Source organism: Bradyrhizobium sp. ma5 (assembly GCF_042258955.1).
Taxonomy (GTDB): Bacteria; Pseudomonadota; Alphaproteobacteria; order Rhizobiales; family Xanthobacteraceae; genus Bradyrhizobium.
The window spans coordinates 5,659,801-5,676,285 of the sequence record NZ_CP170156.1; the positions used below are offsets into that span (position 1 = coordinate 5,659,801).

The following is a 16,485-nucleotide window of genomic DNA, read 5'->3' on the forward strand; positions in this document are numbered from 1 at the left end:
TCATCACGCGCGCGCGGCGGCGGCCTGCTCGAAAACCTTGCCGCGGGTTTCCGGCAGCATCAGCACCGCGACGAGCACCAGCGAATAGGCGAACGCCGCGTCGATCCCGATCGCAGCACCAAGGCCGATGTGATCGCTGAGGTAGCCGACCAGGAAGGGAAACGCCGCGGAGACGATGCGGCCGAAATTGTAGCAGAAGCCGACGCCGGTGCCGCGCACGCCTGCCGGATAGAGCTCGCTGAACAGCGCCGCCATGCTGGCGGGAATGCCCGCCGAGAAGAAGCCCAGGGGAAAACCGAGCACCAGCATCTGCGAATTGCTGAGCGGCGCGAAGATGTAGACCAGCACCGTCACGACGCAGGCGGCGGCGAACAGCGTCACGTTGGCGCGCCGCCCGATCCGGTCGCTGATGATTCCCGAGACCACGCAGCCGCAGAAGAAGGCGACGATGATCACGGCGAGATAGCCGCTGGAGCCGAGCACCGAGAGATGCCGCACCTCGCGCAGAAAGGTCGGCAGGAACGTCGTCAGCGCCGCATAGCCGCCATGGGCGCCGATGCCGAACAGGCCGCCGATCAAGGTCGAGCGCAGCACGTCGCGGTGAAAGATTCCGGCAAGCGTCGCAAAGAACGGCGGCTCGGCCTGGCGCGTTGCGGCGCGCGGCGGCTCCTTCAGCCCGCGGCGGATATACAGGATCAGCAGCGCCGGGATCAGGCCGACCGCGAACAGGATGCGCCAGGCGATCTCGGCCGGCGCATAGGTGAAGACCAAGGCCGACAGTAGCACCGCAGCACCCCAGCCGACCGCCCAGGCGCTCTGCACGGCGCCGAGCGCCTTGCCGCGATGCTCGGCGCGAATGATCTCAGCCATCAGTACCGCGCCGCAGGCCCATTCGGCGCCGAAGCCGATGCCCTGAATGGCCTTCAGGACCACGAGCTGGCTGTAGTTCATCGCGAAGGCCGAGGCGAAGGTCGCGAGCGCAAAGGTCGCGACCGTGATCTGCAACGCTTGCACCCGGCCGAAACGGTCGCCGAGCGCGCCGCCAAGCCAGCCGCCGAACGCGCCGAAGAACAGCGTGACCGAGCCGAGTAGCCCGGCATCGGCCTTGCTGATCCCGAATGCCGTGATCAGCGCCGGAATGGCGAGGCTGAACATCTGGACGTCGAGCGCATCTAATCCCCAGCCGCCGAAGCTTGCCCAGAAGGTGCGCCGCTCGAGCGGCGAACATTCGCTGTACCAGTTTGCCATTTCTTCTCCCTGTGAATTCTTATGTTGTTGTGTTTGGTTGCCGCGCTACCTGATCTCGGCGTGGTAGCGGAAGCGATCCGCCGGCCCGCGCGAGCGGCGCCATTCGATCGGTTGCCGCTCCAGATCGAAGGCCAGACGCTCGATCACGATCAGCGGCGCGTTGGCCTCCAATCGCAGCAGACGCGATTGCATCTCGGTCGCGATCTCGACGGTGAGGATTTCATCGGCGGAGACCACGACCTGGCCGCAGCGATCCTCGTAGAGCGGATACAGCAGGTCGCCGAACTCGGTGGTCGCCAGCGCGAGCAGCGCCTCGAAGCGCGACCTCTCGAGCCAGATCTCCTCGGCCAATAGCGGCACGTCGTCGATCAGCCGCAGGCGCGACAGGCTGATGACCGGCTCGCCGACGCCGATGCGCAGCGCCGACGCCACAGCCGATGTCGCCGGCATCGCCTTGCGCCGCAGGATGCGGCTTTGCGGCACGCGGCGCTCGCCGCTCTCGGACTGGAAGCGGAAGAAGCGGAACAACGAGGAATTGAACCGCGCGCGGCGCACGAAGGTGCCGCGGCCCTGCTGGCGCTCCAGCACGCCGTCGCTGACGAGCTGATCGATCGCCTTGCGCACGGTGCCGATCGCGACGCCGTAATGCGCGCCGAGCTCGGCCTCGGAGGGGATCAGGTCCCCGGGACGCCATTCATTGCGATTGATGCGCGCCGCGAGGTCGTCGCGGAGACGCTGATAGCGCGGCAGGCGGTCGTCGAGGGCCGAATTCATATAGTCATCTATATGAGTATGGGGCACGACGTCAATCGCTACCCTGATACCTCAAACCTTGGATGCTGCGCCCTACCCCAACTGCCAGACCGGCACCGGGTGCTCGTAACCCCGCACCGGGATCTCGCCGCGCGCGACGGCGTCCTTGCATTCGTCGCCGAGCGCCTCGCGCACGGCAGACGAGATCAGGAATTGCGAGCCGAGCTCCTTGTTGAGCGCCTCGAGCCGCGCGGCAAAGTTCACGGTGTCGCCGATCACGGTGTATTCCTTGCGCCGCGGCGAGCCGATACTGCCGGCCACGACCTCGCCGATATGGATGCCGATCCCGATGCGCAACGGCCAGCTCGACGCCGCATTGGTGCGCTCATTGGCGGCCAGCATCTCGCGCGCGGCGGCGACTGCCTGATGCGCGGCGTCGCCGGTCTCGAACGGCGCGCCGAACAGCGCGAGAAAGCCGTCGCCGAGAAACTTGTTCACGATGCCGCCATGGCGATCGAGGATATCGACCAGTACGGCAAAGGCGCCGTCGAGCCGGTCGACCACCTCCTGCGGCGAACGCGAGCGCGCGCCCGCGGTGAAGCTGCGGAAATCGACGAACATCACCGCAACGCGGCGGATGTCGCTCGCGGTCGTTGCGCCCTCCGCCATCAGGCGTTCGACCACCTGCGGCGAGACGTGCTGGCCGAACAGATTGGTGATGCGGTCGCGTGCGGTGGCAGCCGCAATGCTGGCCGCGAACTGCCGTCGCAGTTGCAGGCCGACCGCGCCGGCAAGCACGCCGCAGATCAGGATGATCGTGCTGCGCGCGGCGTGATAATAGATGCCTTGATCGGCCGCGACGCGGTCAGCCGCATGGAAGAACACCGCCATGTAGAACAGCTCGGTCGCGGCGACGAATCCGGTGAAGGTCGAGAGCCAGAAATCGAGCCGCAGCGTCGAGAGGATGATGAAGACGAAATAGATCAGCGGGGCCACGAAGCCGAGCGCCTCCTGCCGGCCCATGCTGTCGATATGCAGCGCCAGCACGATGGTCGGCAGCGAGGTCTCGACCAGCACGCCGATGTAGCGCCGGATCACCGGCAGATCGCGGCCGTTGCGCATGTACCAGCTGATCGCACCGTGCACCCAGAGCTCGAACAGGATCAGCGGAACGGTGACGTAGAAGATGTAGGCGGGGTCGAGGTTGCCGTGCCAGACCCGGCTGACCGCCTCGGGTGCGAACAGATACACCAGCAGGCTGATCGCCCCCAGCACGATGGCGGTGCCGATCAGCACCTTGATGCGGAGCAGCTCGGTGGTCATCACCTCGCGCATCAAAGCGTGGTTGAAATCGGCGGATACCGTCGTGCCTGCCGCTGCGCTCTCACTATCCGAAGATTCCGCCATTTCCCCGCCCCGGTCATTCCGGGGCGCGAAGCGAACCCGGAATCTCGAGATTCCGGGTTCGATGCTTCGCATCGCCCCGGAATGACGATCATTGATGGCATCCATCATAGCCTCAATCGAGCGTGCGGCGGAAGCGCGTCACGGCGATGGTCATGGCGAACAGCATCAGGGCCACCAGCGCGATGGTGTCGTATTGCAGGTTCGGCATTGCCGCGCCCTTCAGCATGATGGCGCGGACGATGCGGACGAAATGGGTCAGCGGCAGCCCCTCGCCGACATATTGCGCCCAGACCGGCATGCCCGCGAACGGAAACATGAAGCCGGACAGCAGGATGCTCGGCAGGAAGAACATCATCGAGAGCTGCATCGCCTGCAGCTGGTTCTGCACGATGGTGGAGAAGGTGTAGCCGATCGACAGATTGGTGGTGATGAACAGCGTGGTGAGCAGCGCCAGCAGCGTCAGGCTGCCGAGCACGGGCACGCCGAACAGCAGGATACCGATGGCGATGATCAGCGTGGCCTGGATGAAGCCGACCAGCACATAGGGAATGATCTTGCCGAACATCACCTCGACCGGCTTGATCGGCATCGACAGCAGGCTCTCCATGGTGCCGCGCTCGATCTCGCGCGTCACCGACAACGCGGTGAAGATGAGCATGGTCATGGTCAGGATGGTCCCGACCAGGCCGGGCACGATGTTGAGGCGCGAGTCCGCCGCCGGGTTGTAGCGGGCATGGGCGCGGATCTCGAACGGCATGTCAGGGGGATCGCCGATGTGCAGATCATGTGCCAGCGCCGATTGCACCAAAGGCCCGAGCGTGCCCAGCGCCGAACCCGCCGCGGTGGGGTCGGTGGCATCGGCCGCGACCAGCAGCGCCGGCTTGTCGCCGCGCCGCACCGCGCGCTCGAAGCCGCGCGGGATCTCGACCCCGAACAGCACCTTGCCGGATTGCAGAAGGTCATCGAACTCCTCGACGGTGTGGACCTCGCGGACAAAATGGAAATAGGCGGTGTTCTCCATCGCCTTCAGGATCGAACGGCCGAGATCGGTGTCCTCCTGGGTCAGCACCGCGGTCGGCAGATTGCGCGGCGTGGTGTTGATGGCGTAGCCGAATAGCGTGAGCTGCATCACCGGCAGCATGATGATCATGGCGAACGAGACGCGGTCGCGACGGAGCTGGATGAATTCCTTGACCAGCATCGCATAACTGCGCCGCCAGAAGCCGAACGCCGGCTCCCTCTCTTCATCTTTCCGGATCGCATCCGTCGCACTCATCGCGGTTATCCTTGGAAGTTGTCCTTGGAGCGCCCCATCAGATCGATGAAGACGTCTTCGAGCGACGGCTCGCTCGGCTGCCAGCGCCACTTCGAATTGCCGCGGTAGGGCGCGATGGCAGCCTCGAGCGCCGCCTTGTCGCGGCCGGAGACGTGGAGGCTGGTGCCGAACGGCGCCACCATGTCGACGCCGGGCTTGCCTGACAGTTCGGCCATCAGCCCGTTGAAGTCTTCGCCCGTCACCGTCCAGGTCGACAGCGCGGAAGCCGCGATCACCTCGTCTACCGTGCCGTGGGCCAGAAGATGGCCGTAGGCGATGTAGGCGATCTCATGACAGCGCTCGGCCTCGTCCATGTAATGGGTCGAGACCAGCACGGTGAGGCCTTCGGCCGCGAGCGCGTGGATCTCGTTCCAGAAATCGCGCCGCGCCTTGGGATCGACGCCGGCGGTCGGCTCGTCCAGCAGCAGCAATTGCGGATTGGGCAGCGTGCAGGCGCCGAGCGCCAGCCGCTGCTTCCAGCCGCCGGAGAGATTCGCGGCGAGCTGCTCCTCGCGGCCCTTCAATCCGATCCGCGCGATCATGTCGGCCGCGGCGCCGCGCGCGTCCGGCATGCCATAGAGCCGCGCGACGAACTCCAGATTCTCGCGCACCGACAGATCCTGGTAGAGGCTGAAGCGCTGCGTCATGTAGCCGACCTTGCGCTTGATCTTGTCGGCATCGCGCCGGATGTCGTAGCCGAGGCAGGTGCCCTCGCCGCTGTCGGGTGTCAGCAGGCCACACAGGATGCGGATGGTGGTGGTCTTGCCGCTGCCGTTGGGGCCGAGGAAGCCGTAGATCGAGCCGCGCTTGACCTGCATCGACAGGTCGTGGACCACCTCGCGCCCATTGAACGATTTGGTCAGTCCCTTCACATCGATCGCGATGGGCGATGCGTTGGACTGCGCGCTGGTCGGACCGCCGTTCATCTGCGCTCCGCCATCGGCGTCTTGGGGTTGAGGTAGATGCTGATCGGCTGGCCGACGCGCAGGACATCGGGTCGGCTCGGCCGCGCCTGGATCAGATAGACCAGCTTGTTGCGCTCATCGAGGCTGTAGATGACGGGCGGCGTGTACTCCGCCGTGGTGGCGATGAAGTAGATCTTCGCGGTGAGATCATTGGCGCAATTGTCGCAGGTCACCCTGACCTCGTCACCGAGCGCGAGCTTCGGCAGCTCGGTCTCCGGCACGAAGAAGCGCAACTTCATGTTGCCGGGCGGCATGATCGACAGCACCGGCCGCTGCGCCTGCACCATCTCGCCCTCGCGGAAATAGATCTGCTGGATCGCGCCCGCGATCGGCGCAAAGCCCTTGCGGCGGTCGAGCCGGGTCTGCGAGGTAACGACGCGCGCTTCCGCGACGCGCAGCGCCGAGACGGCGGAATCGAGATTGGCCTGGGTGCCGGCGCCGGTGCCGCGCAGCGAGGCCGCGCGGTCATAGCTCTGCTGCGCGTTGGCCAGGGTCGCATTGTTCTGGTTGAGATCGGCGCGCTGCAGATCGTCGTCGACCGAGTAGAGCTGATCGCCAGGCTTGACCTCGTCACCCTCGCGCACGTTGAGCTTGATGACGCGGCCGGATTCATCCGGGCTGACGAAGATCATGTCGGCCTCGACCCAGCCCTGGAAGCCAGGATCGCGCTTCTCCTTGCAGCCGGCGAGCGCCGCCGCCAGCGCGACGGCCGCGATCAGCTTCATCATGCGCGACGCGGTCATGTCTTCCTCCGTTCGCCGAAGATCAGATCGAGATGAACCTTGAACATCGCGAGCCCGTCGAGCGGCGCGTGCCGGGCAAACAGGCTCTGCCAGATCACCGCGACGATCGCGGGCGCGACGACCAGTTGCGGGAAATCCCCGAGCTCCCGCTGCTTGATCTCGCCGCGCGTGATCGCGAGCTGGACCAGCGCCTTCATGCCGGCCAGGCCCTTCGACACCACCTCGCGGAAATAGAAATCGGCGATCGCCGGAAAGCGCGGCCCTTCGGACACGATCAGGCGGATGATGTCGCCGCGCCGGGTCGCCACGACCTCGCGCATGAAGGTCTCGGCAAACCCCTCCACCGCGTCGCGCACGGGACCGGTGATGGTCGGCAGCGCGGTCAAGCGGCCGATCAGCGGCACCAGCGCGGTGCGGATCAGCTCCTCGAACATCGATTCCTTGTCCTTGAAGTAGAGATAGAGCGTGCCCTTGGCGACGCCCGCACGCTTGGCGACATCGTCGAGCCGCGCCGCGGCAAAGCCGCGTGCGATGAACTCATCCATCGCCGCCTCGATGATCGCCGCGCGCCGCTCGGCGGATTTCCCGGCGCGGCTAGCAGCCGCCTTCGCCTCAGGCAGTGGTGCCGAGGCCACCTTCGGGATCCGCGTCGCCGCGGCGCGGATCGTGGTCCGACGTTTGGCGGGCTGGGTGCGGGTCGTCTTTTCGGTGCGCTTTGTCATGGGCACAATATGACTGACCAGTCAGTCATTGTCAATCCGATCAAGGAAAACGCGCGGCGGCACAAACTGTTCCTGTTGTGGGTTCGATCCCGGATGCGCGCATACGGCCCCGATTTCGCGGCCCAAACGACCGAGTTTGCCGGGTATTTCGTCCATCGGCGATCAGCAGGCGCAGGGAAAGCCGGGCGCTGATCGCACCCATGAAAAGCCGAACGACTAAATTGCCGGTTCGTAGGATGGGTAGAGCGCAGCGAAACCCATCATCTCACCACGCGGACAATATTGATGGGTTTCGCTGCGCTCGACCCATCCTACGCATACCCATCGACTACGTATGAAACTTCAGCCCGTCGAGGATCTTGTCGACCACCTTGCGCTCGGCGCGAAACGCGAGGCCGACCAGGTTGAGGTCGCTGCGTGCCACCGCCTTCACCACCTCGCGGTTGGCGGCATCATGCGTGGTCTTGAACATGTCCTCGGTGTAGAGCGCAGGCCGCACCTCGCGCGCCAGCGCACGCTCCAGCGCGCGTGACAACTGCGCGCGATCGGCGCCGTAGATCAGGATCGGCTGGCCGATCAGGGACAGATATTTCGTCCCCGAGCCGTCCTGGTAATTCTCGCCGATACATTCGGGAAAGGAAGCGGCGATGCCACCGGCGAGGAACGACGCCACGTTGAGCTTCTGCCAGACTTCCAAATCGGTGCGGATCACGACCGCGATCTTGGTATCGAACTGCATGGGGATAAATCTATCCGCAGGCGGGCAGCAAACACCAGTCCTGACGGAGCATTCCTCATCTGCCGGTCAAACGCTGACGTTCGTTTCTTGCAAGCCACGCGGCATCACCAAACGCCAGCTGAGCGAGATCGCGTCCGCCGGGGCCGACCTTGCCGCGGCAAGGAAGATCGGTCCGCACGTCGACCGCCAAGTGTGGCGCCCTCCCCGTCGCTGGCCCAGAGGTCAGCTGGGATGGAGAGCAATGGTCAGGCCGCAAGCAGTGTAGTAGGCTTTGCGGGTTCGACTACCACAGCATATTTCAGGGCATTGCATCATGATCAGCAGCGCCGATGTTGTTGTTATTGGTTCGGGTGGATTGGGCGCGGCCACAGCCTACTGCTTGAGCAAGCGTGGAGGTCTCAGCGTCGCCCTTGTCGACAAGCACGAGATCGGATCGCAGACCTCGCCCCGCGCCGCTGGCATGGTGAGCTGCGTGCGCAAGAGCGACCTGATGATCGGCCTCGTCAAGGACGCGTGCCGCAAGATCGAGGCGTTCACGGACGAAACCGGCCAGCCGCTCGACTGGGTGCATTCGGGCAGCCTGAAGATCGCGCGCCGGCCACAGGATGCCGAGGTGATCGAGGACGACGTTGACCGCGGGCGCCGCACTGGCCTCGATGTCGAGTTGATCACTCCCGAGCAGGCCAGCCGTCTCAATCCGTTCCTGCGGCCAACGGGTGTCGTGGCAGCGATGCGGATCGGCGACGACCGGTACTTCGACCCGGCGCAGGTTGCGGTGGGCTTCGCCAGGGCCGCCGCGGCCAACGGCGCAACCTTACTGCCGAAGACCGATGTGCGCGCCGTGAACATCATCGGCGGTACCGTGATTGGCGTGACCACGGCGAGCGGCGTCATTGAAAGCCCCGTCGTTGTCGATGCGGCCGGTGCGTGGACGCGGCAAGTCGCGGAGGCAAGCGGAATTCGCGTGCCGCTGGTGCCGACCCGGCAGCAATTGATCGTCACCGAGCCTCTGGATGGTGTGCGTGCCGACTTGCCGATGATCCGCATCATGGATGCCGCGGTGTATGCGCGACCGTGCCAGGGCGGATTCCTTTGGGGTGTCTACGAGGAAACGCCGCGCTTCTTCGATATGGAGAAGCTTGGGACCAGCTTCGACGTCAAGGACATGCCGCTCGACATCGGCGTGCTTCATGCAGCCGCCGACGCGGTGGAGGATCAGCTCCCGTTCCTGCAAACCGCCAAGGTGCGGGAATTTCGCGGCGGCATTCCGACCATGACCGCCGACGGCCATCATATTCTTGGCCCGGCCACCGGCGTGACCGGCTTCTATTTTGCCAGCGGCTGCAACGTCGCCGGTCTGTCGATCTCGCCGGTCGTCGGCGAGGCGCTTGCGGCCTGGATCGTCGACGGCAAGCCGCCAGTCGATCTATCGCCGATGGCGGTCACGCGATTCCAAGACCAGTCGTGGTCGGAAGACCAGTTACAGCGCGACGCCGCTTGGCAATACCGTCACTTCTACGGCGCCGTCTGAGCGCGGCTCGGGGTCATCATCGCGTCCCCGCTACCCCTTGGCGTCACAGGCCCAGGCGCGGATCACGCATTCCTTGCCGCCATAGTCGTAGCATTTCTTGGTCGCGGCATTGAGCGAGCTCGAGATCTTCGGCGCCACCGCGTAGCCATGGGCGCCGCAGGGATTCTTCATGTCGATCGCAAGCGCGGCACAGGCGCGTTTCATGGTGACGGTGGTGCAATCGCCCTTGCACTGCTTCAGCGCCGCGGCGCGCGCCGCCCCCTCCGCCGGATAGTCGTAGGCCTGGCCATACGCCCCGCATTTGCCGACCGCGAACGCACCGGCGGCGTGAGCCTTGGGGACGAAGGTTTCCACGGAGAAACGCGTGGCACCGAGCAGCAAAGTCAGGACGAGAATCGTCAGCGCGCGGCGCTGCGCGGCGGCGGTCGAAATGATCAAGCGGAAATCCCCCAAAGTCCGGCGCGGACTGTACGCAGGGGTCGTTTCCAGATGGTGAATGACGGGTTGAAGCGAGTTCTATCTGCACGTCGTCCCGGCGAAAGCCGGGACCCATAACCACAGGGTCGCGTTATTGAAAGAAGCTGTGGCCCCAACGGCGCACAACAATCACCTTTGGTGGTAATGGGTCCCGGCCTTCGCCGGGACGACGGCGGATGGAGCTAGCCGCGCCGCGCGGCTTCCAGCGCCTGCGGCGTGTCGATGTCGAGGAAGGCGCTGTTGCCTTCGACCGGGACCTCGGCGACCACCTCGGCATGCTTGGCGATCAGATGACGCGCGCCGATGTCGCCGTCGAGCGTCATCAATTCCCTGAAGAAACGCCGCGACCACAGCACCGGATTGCCGCGCCGACCCTCGCTGACCGGGACCGCGATCAGATGGCCGCGGTCGGGCGCGAAGGTTTCGATCAGGCGATCGATCAGCTTCGCATCGATCAGCGGCATGTCGCCGAGGCAGACCACCGCGCCATCGACGCCGTCGGAGACTGCCGAGATGCCGGCTTTCACCGAGCTGGCGAGGCCGCCGGCGAAATCCGGATTGCGGACGAACCTGACCTTGAGTCCATCAAGCGCCTGCTCGACCAGCGTGGCCTGATGCCCGGTGACGACGATCACCTCCGAGGCCTTCGAGGCGAGCGCCTGCTCGGCCACGATGCGCGCGAGCTTCTTGCCGTCGAGCTCGGCGAGCAGCTTGTTCGGACCGCCCATCCGGGTCGAACGGCCGGCCGCGAGCACGATCGCCGCGACGTTGCGGTTGCCTTCGGTGTCGGGGACGGTGCGCGGCTGCGGCCGCGTCACGATCTCCATGAGAAGACCGCCGACGCCCATGCCGGTGAGATCCGACCGCGTCACCTTGATGTCGGCGAGCAGCCGCATCAGCACCCAGTCAAAACCGTTCTCGACCGGCGAGCGCGCGCAGCCCGGTGCGCCCAGCACCGGCACACCGCCGGCGCTGCCGATCAAAAGCAGATTGCCGGGATCGACCGGCATGCCGAAATGCTCGATGGTGCCGCCGATCTCGGTGATCGCGGCCGGAATGACATCGCGGCGGTCCGCGATCGCGGATGCGCCGAACACGATGACGAGCTCGGCGCCTAAGCCGAGCAATTCCTTGATCGAGGCCGCGAGCACGGTCTCGTCATGCGGCACCCGGCGCTCGGCGATGATGGTGGCGCCGGCCGGCGCCAGCCGCTCGGCGGTGACGCGCAGCGTCTTGTCGATCACCTTCGGCGCGAGGCCCGGCAGCAAGGTCGAGACCACGCCGACCTTCTTGATCGTGTAGGGCGCGATCCGCAGCGTGTCCTTGCCGGCGACGGCGACGGCCGCATCGCGCAAGCGGCCCTCGACGCCGAAGGGGATCAGCTTGACGGTCGCGATCATCTCGCCTTCGACCACCGGCTTGAACGCCGCAAGCGTCGCAAAGGTGATGGCCTCGTCGACGCCGTTGATGCGATCGACCGCGGCGCGGTCGACCACCAGCACGCCGGGGCGCGCCGCGAACAGATTGGCGCGGCCGGTGAAGGCGCGCTCGACATTGACGCCCTCGCCCGCTACTGCCTGCGCGATGCTGGCGGCAGCTGTGTCCTCGGAGACGTCACCCTCTTCCAGCCGCACCACGACGACGTCCTTGACGCCGGCCTTGGTCAGCGCCTCGACCTCGTCAGGGCCGATCGTGGTGCCCTTCTTGAGCACCAACGTGCCCTGGCGGAGCGTATGCACGGTGACGCCGCCAATCGCGTCGGCCGGACTGGCGGGACCGAACTTCATGCCGCTTCTTCTTTTTCCTTGGGAGGCAAACGCAGCTGCGCGGTGATCTCGGCCATGATCGCAACCGCGATCTCCGACGGCGACACCGCGCCGATATCGAGGCCGATCGGCGCGTGGATGCGCGCGATGTCGCTGTCCTTGGCGCCCTGCGCGCGCAGCCGCTCGGCGCGCTTGGCGTGCGTCTTCCGCGAGCCGAGCGCGCCGATGTAGAAGCAGTCGCGGTCGAAGGCGTGCAGCAGCGCCGGATCGTCGATCTTCGGATCATGCGTTACCGCGACGAACGCGGTGTAATGATCGACGTTGAGCGGCGGCAGCGCGACATCGGGCCATTCGGCGACCAGCGGCACGTCGGGGAAACGCTCCGGGCTTGCAAACGCGGTGCGCGGATCGACCACCGTGACGTCATAATCGAGCGAGCGCGCCAGCGGCGCCAGGGCCTGACTGATATGGACCGCGCCGATGATCACGAGCTTTGCGGTCGGCGCGTAGACGTTGAGGAACAGCTTCTTGCCTGATATCTCGACATTGCCGCTCTTGCCCATCCGCAGCTGCTTGGCGAGTTCGGCACGCAGCGGATCGGCGGCGATGTCCGCAGCCTTGACCAGGCGCTGCTCGCCATTGGCGGTGTCGGTGACGATGATGACCGGACGGCGCGCGGCGCGCTCGGCGTTGAGCTCTTTGAGGATCTCGAGTTTCACGGCTAACCGACCTTCTCGACGAACACGCGGATGGTGCCGCCGCAGGACAGGCCGACATTCCAGGCCGTCTCGTCGGCGACGCCGAATTCCAGCATTTTTGGCTGGCCGCTCGCGATCACGTCGAGCGCCTCGGTGACGACAGCGCCCTCGACGCAGCCGCCGGAGACCGAGCCCAAGAACGTGCCGTCGTCATTGATGACGAGGCTCGAGCCGGCCGGGCGCGGCGCCGAGCCCCAGGTCTCGACCACGGTGGCGAGCGCCACGCCATGGCCCTGCTTCTGCCAGGTCTCGGCGGCCTGAAGGATGTCTTCGTCGCGGTTCAGCATGGTGGCCTCCTGCTATCGGGTCAGGCTTCTTAGGCTACAGAGCGGATCAGGCTGCGGTGGTGCGCCGGCGGCGGGGATGACAGCGCCCCGATCAAGCCCTTGATGGACGTCAAGTTATGCACCGGACGAAATTCGTCAACGTGGGGCAGCATCATTTTGATGCCCTGCGCCTTGGCCTCGAAGCCCGAATAGCGCAGCAGCGGGTTGAGCCAGATCAGGCGGCGGCAGGAGCGGTGCAAACGGTCCATCTCGAAGGCCAGTTTGGCATCGGCCTCGCGTTCTAGTCCATCGGATATAAGGAGGACGATGGCACCCTGCCCCAGCACCCGGCGGGCCCAGAGCTGGTTGAAGGTGTGCAGCGAGGTCGCGATCCGTGTCCCGCCGGCCCAGTCTTCCACCGACGACGTGCAGCTCGCCAGCGCCTCGTCAGGGTCACGCGCCCGTAACGCGCGCGTCACATTGGTCAGGCGGGTGCCGAACAGGAACACCGAGACCCGCTTGCGGTAGTCGGTGATGGCGTGGAGGAAGTGCAGGAACAGGCGGGTGTATTCGCTCATCGAACCGGAGATATCGAGCAGCGCCACGATCGGCGCCGGCTTCTCGATGCGGCCGAGCTTGCGGATATCGATGATCTCGCCGCCGGTGCGCAGCGAGTTGCGCACGGTGCGCCGCATGTCGAGCCGCAAGCCGCGCGCGTCCGGCTGGTAGCGGCGGGTGACCAGCTCGGCCTGCGGCAGCCGCATCCTCGCGATCTCGCGCGTCACCTCGGCGATCTCCGCCGCGGTCATCTGCGCAAAATCCTTCTTCTGCAGCACCTCCTTGTCGGAGACCGAAAGCTTCAGCTCCTGCTCCTGGGCCTGCGGCCGCTCCTCGCTCTTCGCCGGCTGCGCCATCGCCTCCTGGACGCGGCGCGAGGCCGGCGGCGGCTTCTTCTTGGCGTGGTCGGGCAGCGGGACCGAATCCAGCATGCTCTTCCACTCCTCGGCGGCGCGGAAGAACAGCTCGAAGGCCTGGCGGAAGATCAGCGCATGCTCATGGCGCTTGACGAAGATCGCCTCCAGCGTGGCGTAGAAGTCCAGGCGATGGCCGACCTCGATCAGCTGCAGCGCGTCGAGCGCATCGATCACCGAGCCCGGCCCCACGGGAAGCCCGGCCGCCCGCAGCGCGCGGGCAAAGCCGATCACGTTGTCGGCCATGTGGCCGGTCGGAGGCGCGAGGTGGTTGATGGGCATCGAACTATCCACTCCCGTCATTCCGGGGATCGCGAAGCGAGAGCCCGGAATCCATACTCACGATGGTGGTTATGGATTCCGGGCTCGCGCCAAGTGGCGCGCCCCGGAATGACGAACGATGTTGTAACGCGCGCGACCCAGCTAGTCGCTCGTCGCTTCCTTCAATGTCTTCTGCAACGCGTCGCCCTGCATCCGCGCGATGTCGTCCTGGTACTTCAAGAGCGCGCCCAGCGTGTCGCCGACCACCTGCGGCGTCAACGAGCGCGCGTCGAGCTCGGACAGCGCGGTGGCCCAGTCGATGGTCTCGGCGACTCCAGGCGACTTGTAGAAATCCTGGTTGCGCAGCGCCTGCACGAAGCGGACCACCTGCTGCGACAGTTTTGCGGAAATGTTCGGCACCCGCGACTTGACGATCGCGAGCTCGCGGTCGGCGGTGGGATAATCCACCCAGTGATAGAGGCAGCGGCGCTTCAGCGCGTCATGGATCTCGCGCGTGCGGTTCGAGGTGATGATGACGATCGGCGGCGCCGGCGCCTTCACGGTGCCGAGTTCGGGGATCGTGACCTGGAAGTCGCTGAGGATTTCCAAGAGATACGCCTCGAACGCCTCGTCGGCGCGGTCGAGTTCGTCGATCAGCAGCACCGGCGGCCCGGCGACGTCAGGCTCCAGCGCCTGCAGCAGCGGCCGCTTGATCAGGAAGCGCTCGGCGAAAATGTCGCTCGCGAGCTGGTCGCGATCGGTGTCGCCGGAGGCTTCCGCCAACCGAATTGCGATCATCTGCGCCGCGCTGCTCCACTCATAGACGGCGGAGGCGACGTCGAGGCCTTCATAGCATTGCAGGCGGATCAGCTTGCGCCCGAGCGCCGCCGACAGGACCTTTGCGATCTCGGTCTTGCCGACGCCGGCCTCGCCTTCGAGGAACAGCGGCCGCCCCATGCGCAGCGCGAGATAGGTCACGGTCGCGAGCGACCGTTCGGCAAGATAGCCGCGCGACGTCAACAGCTGCTCGAGCGCATCGACGGAAGTGGGTAACGCCGATGCACTCATGGAACAGCCAGTCTTCGAACAGGGGTTAGCAACATCACGCGTCAGATCTAGTCCTTGGGATCGAGTTCGGATCTAGTCCCTTGGATCTAGTCCTTAGCTAGTCCTTGGCGTTGGCGGCTTCCACCGCCCTGCGCGTCAGAACGCCGATCAGATGCGCGCGGTATTCCGCACTGCCGTGCAGGTCGCTGTTCAGGCCGTCGGCGGCAACCGCGATGCCGTCGAGCACCTTGTGCGAGAAGCGCTTCTTCAGGGCCTCCTCGAACGCGGTGACGCGGAACACGCCGTCCGAGCCCGCACCGGTGACTGCGACGCGCACGTCGGACGGACGCTTGGCCACGAACACACCAACCAACGCGTAGCGCGAGGCCTGGTTGCGGAACTTCACATAGGCCGCCTTCTTCGGCAGCGGGAACATCACCTTGGTGATGATCTCGTCGGCCTCCAGCGCGGTCGTGAACAGGCCCTGGAAATACTCCTCGGCCTTCAGGCGGCGCTTGTTGGTGACGATGGTCGCGCCAAGCGCCAGCACCGCGGCCGGATAGTCCGCGGTCGGGTCGTTGTTGGCGAGCGAGCCGCCGATAGTGCCGCGGTGGCGCACGGCGGGATCGCCGATCATGCCGGCAAGCTCGGCCAGCGCCGGGATCGCCTCGCCCACGATCGCGGAGTTCGCGACCTCGGCGTGCTTGGCGGTGGCGCCGATCACCAGCGAGCGGCCCTTCATCTCGATCGTGTCGAGACCTTCAATGTGTGAGAGGTCGACCAGATGCGGCGGGCTCGCGAGCCGCTGCTTCATGACCGGCACCAGCGTGTGACCGCCGGCGATCAGCTTGGCGTCCTCGTTCTTCACCAGCAGATTGGCGGCCTGCCGCACGGTGCCGGGACGATGATATTTGAATTCGTACATTGGAATGTCCTGATCGCGTGTCGCGACGAATTGCTGATTAAGCGAGGTCCGACTTGGCCATCGCCTTGGCGCCGGCGGCGATCGAAGCGACGATGTTCTGGTAGCCGGTGCAGCGGCACAGATTGCCTTCCAGCTCCTCGCGGATCACCTCGTCGGAGAGGTCGTGGCCCTTGCGATGGACCAGGTCGACGGCGGTCATGATCATGCCGGGCGTGCAGAAGCCGCACTGCAGGCCGTGATGCTCGCGGAAGGCCTCCTGCATCGGATGCAGCGGCGCGCCATCGGCCGCCAGCCCCTCGATGGTCTTGACCTCATGACCGTCGGCCATCACCGCAAGCGTCGTGCACGACTTCACCGCCTTGCCGTCCAGATGCACGACGCAGGCGCCGCACTGCGAGGTGTCGCAGCCGACATGGGTACCTGTCAGCCGCAGATTTTCGCGCAGAAACTGGACCAGAAGGGTACGGGGGTCGACATTCGCGTTAACGGGGTTGCCGTTCACGATCATTGAAATCTTGGCCATCAGCACTCTCTTATCTGCCCCACCGCATATCGGCGAAGCAGGCGGTTTAAAATCATTCCAGACGGCAT

The 16,485-nt window shown here is 65.6% G+C and carries 18 protein-coding genes; 2 read left to right on the forward strand and 16 right to left on the reverse strand.

The genetic code is table 11. The annotated features are described in order from the left end of the window. Nucleotides 1–3: 3 nt before the first annotated feature. From ACE103_RS26495 to ACE103_RS26525, 7 genes are all read right to left on the reverse strand, one after another. Entirely contained in the window at nt 4–1,248 is a 1,245-nt protein-coding gene (locus tag ACE103_RS26495) for an MFS transporter (RefSeq protein ID WP_375775479.1), read from the reverse strand. A gap of 45 nt (nt 1,249–1,293) precedes the next feature. Beyond that, on the reverse strand, nt 1,294–2,022 hold the full coding sequence (locus ACE103_RS26500) for a GntR family transcriptional regulator (protein WP_375775480.1): 729 nt from the start codon (nt 2,020–2,022) through the stop codon (nt 1,294–1,296). A gap of 72 nt (nt 2,023–2,094) precedes the next feature. Beyond that, on the reverse strand, nt 2,095–3,408 hold the full coding sequence (locus tag ACE103_RS26505; RefSeq protein ID WP_375775481.1) for an adenylate/guanylate cyclase domain-containing protein: 1,314 nt from the start codon (nt 3,406–3,408) through the stop codon (nt 2,095–2,097). A gap of 112 nt (nt 3,409–3,520) precedes the next feature. Beyond that, nucleotides 3,521–4,684: an ABC transporter permease gene (locus ACE103_RS26510; RefSeq protein WP_375775482.1), complete on the reverse strand. Its 1,164-nt coding sequence runs from the start codon at nt 4,682–4,684 to the stop codon at nt 3,521–3,523. Nucleotides 4,685–4,689: 5 nt separating this feature from the next. Next, nucleotides 4,690–5,649: an ABC transporter ATP-binding protein gene (locus ACE103_RS26515; protein WP_223976241.1), complete on the reverse strand. Its 960-nt coding sequence runs from the start codon at nt 5,647–5,649 to the stop codon at nt 4,690–4,692. After that, nucleotides 5,646–6,431 carry an HlyD family secretion protein gene (locus tag ACE103_RS26520; RefSeq protein WP_223976239.1) on the reverse strand — a complete coding sequence of 262 codons (786 nt, stop codon included), beginning with the start codon at nt 6,429–6,431 and terminating at the stop codon, nt 5,646–5,648. The genes ACE103_RS26515 and ACE103_RS26520 overlap by 4 nt, the downstream gene beginning before the upstream one ends. Further along, the gene (locus tag ACE103_RS26525) at nt 6,428–7,153 is read right to left on the reverse strand and encodes a TetR/AcrR family transcriptional regulator (RefSeq protein ID WP_375775483.1); all 726 of its coding nucleotides are present in this window, start codon (nt 7,151–7,153) and stop codon (nt 6,428–6,430) included. Before ACE103_RS26525 ends, ACE103_RS26520 begins: the two co-directional genes overlap by 4 nt. Nucleotides 7,154–7,162: 9 nt before the next feature. Here ACE103_RS26525 and ACE103_RS26530 point away from each other — a divergent pair, with 9 nt between their 5' ends. Beyond that, nucleotides 7,163–7,345, forward strand: a complete 183-nt coding sequence (locus ACE103_RS26530) for a hypothetical protein (protein ID WP_375775484.1) — start codon at nt 7,163–7,165, stop codon at nt 7,343–7,345. A gap of 136 nt (nt 7,346–7,481) precedes the next feature. On the opposite strand, the gene ACE103_RS26535 is transcribed toward ACE103_RS26530, so the two are convergent. Continuing rightward, nucleotides 7,482–7,892, reverse strand: a complete 411-nt coding sequence (locus ACE103_RS26535) for a DUF2000 family protein (RefSeq protein ID WP_375775485.1) — start codon at nt 7,890–7,892, stop codon at nt 7,482–7,484. A gap of 313 nt (nt 7,893–8,205) precedes the next feature. Between ACE103_RS26535 and ACE103_RS26540 the strand changes: the two genes are divergently transcribed. After that, nucleotides 8,206–9,423, forward strand: a complete 1,218-nt coding sequence (locus tag ACE103_RS26540; protein ID WP_375775486.1) for an NAD(P)/FAD-dependent oxidoreductase — start codon at nt 8,206–8,208, stop codon at nt 9,421–9,423. Between the two features lie 30 nt (nt 9,424–9,453). Here the strand turns inward: ACE103_RS26540 and ACE103_RS26545 are convergent, their stop codons facing one another. The 8 genes from ACE103_RS26545 to ACE103_RS26580 form a co-directional block, all read right to left on the reverse strand. Beyond that, nucleotides 9,454–9,804, reverse strand: coding sequence for a DUF4189 domain-containing protein (locus ACE103_RS26545; RefSeq protein ID WP_375781184.1), 351 nt, complete (start codon nt 9,802–9,804; stop codon nt 9,454–9,456). Nucleotides 9,805–10,082: 278 nt separating this feature from the next. Then, nucleotides 10,083–11,687 (reverse strand): NTP transferase domain-containing protein, encoded by a 1,605-nt coding sequence (locus ACE103_RS26550; protein ID WP_375775487.1) that lies wholly within the window; start codon nt 11,685–11,687, stop codon nt 10,083–10,085. Then, nucleotides 11,684–12,385, reverse strand: coding sequence for an XdhC family protein (locus tag ACE103_RS26555; protein ID WP_375775488.1), 702 nt, complete (start codon nt 12,383–12,385; stop codon nt 11,684–11,686). Before ACE103_RS26555 ends, ACE103_RS26550 begins: the two co-directional genes overlap by 4 nt. 2 nt (nt 12,386–12,387) lie before the next feature. After that, nucleotides 12,388–12,711: an XdhC family protein gene (locus tag ACE103_RS26560; RefSeq protein WP_021077800.1), complete on the reverse strand. Its 324-nt coding sequence runs from the start codon at nt 12,709–12,711 to the stop codon at nt 12,388–12,390. 29 nt (nt 12,712–12,740) lie between these two features. Continuing rightward, nucleotides 12,741–13,943: a VWA domain-containing protein gene (locus ACE103_RS26565; RefSeq protein WP_375775489.1), complete on the reverse strand. Its 1,203-nt coding sequence runs from the start codon at nt 13,941–13,943 to the stop codon at nt 12,741–12,743. Between the two features lie 141 nt (nt 13,944–14,084). Further along, nucleotides 14,085–14,990: a MoxR family ATPase gene (locus tag ACE103_RS26570; RefSeq protein ID WP_223976218.1), complete on the reverse strand. Its 906-nt coding sequence runs from the start codon at nt 14,988–14,990 to the stop codon at nt 14,085–14,087. Nucleotides 14,991–15,087: 97 nt separating this feature from the next. Beyond that, nucleotides 15,088–15,894: an FAD binding domain-containing protein gene (locus ACE103_RS26575; protein ID WP_375775490.1), complete on the reverse strand. Its 807-nt coding sequence runs from the start codon at nt 15,892–15,894 to the stop codon at nt 15,088–15,090. A gap of 37 nt (nt 15,895–15,931) precedes the next feature. Continuing rightward, nucleotides 15,932–16,417: a (2Fe-2S)-binding protein gene (locus ACE103_RS26580; protein WP_021077804.1), complete on the reverse strand. Its 486-nt coding sequence runs from the start codon at nt 16,415–16,417 to the stop codon at nt 15,932–15,934. Nucleotides 16,418–16,485: the final 68 nt, after the last annotated feature.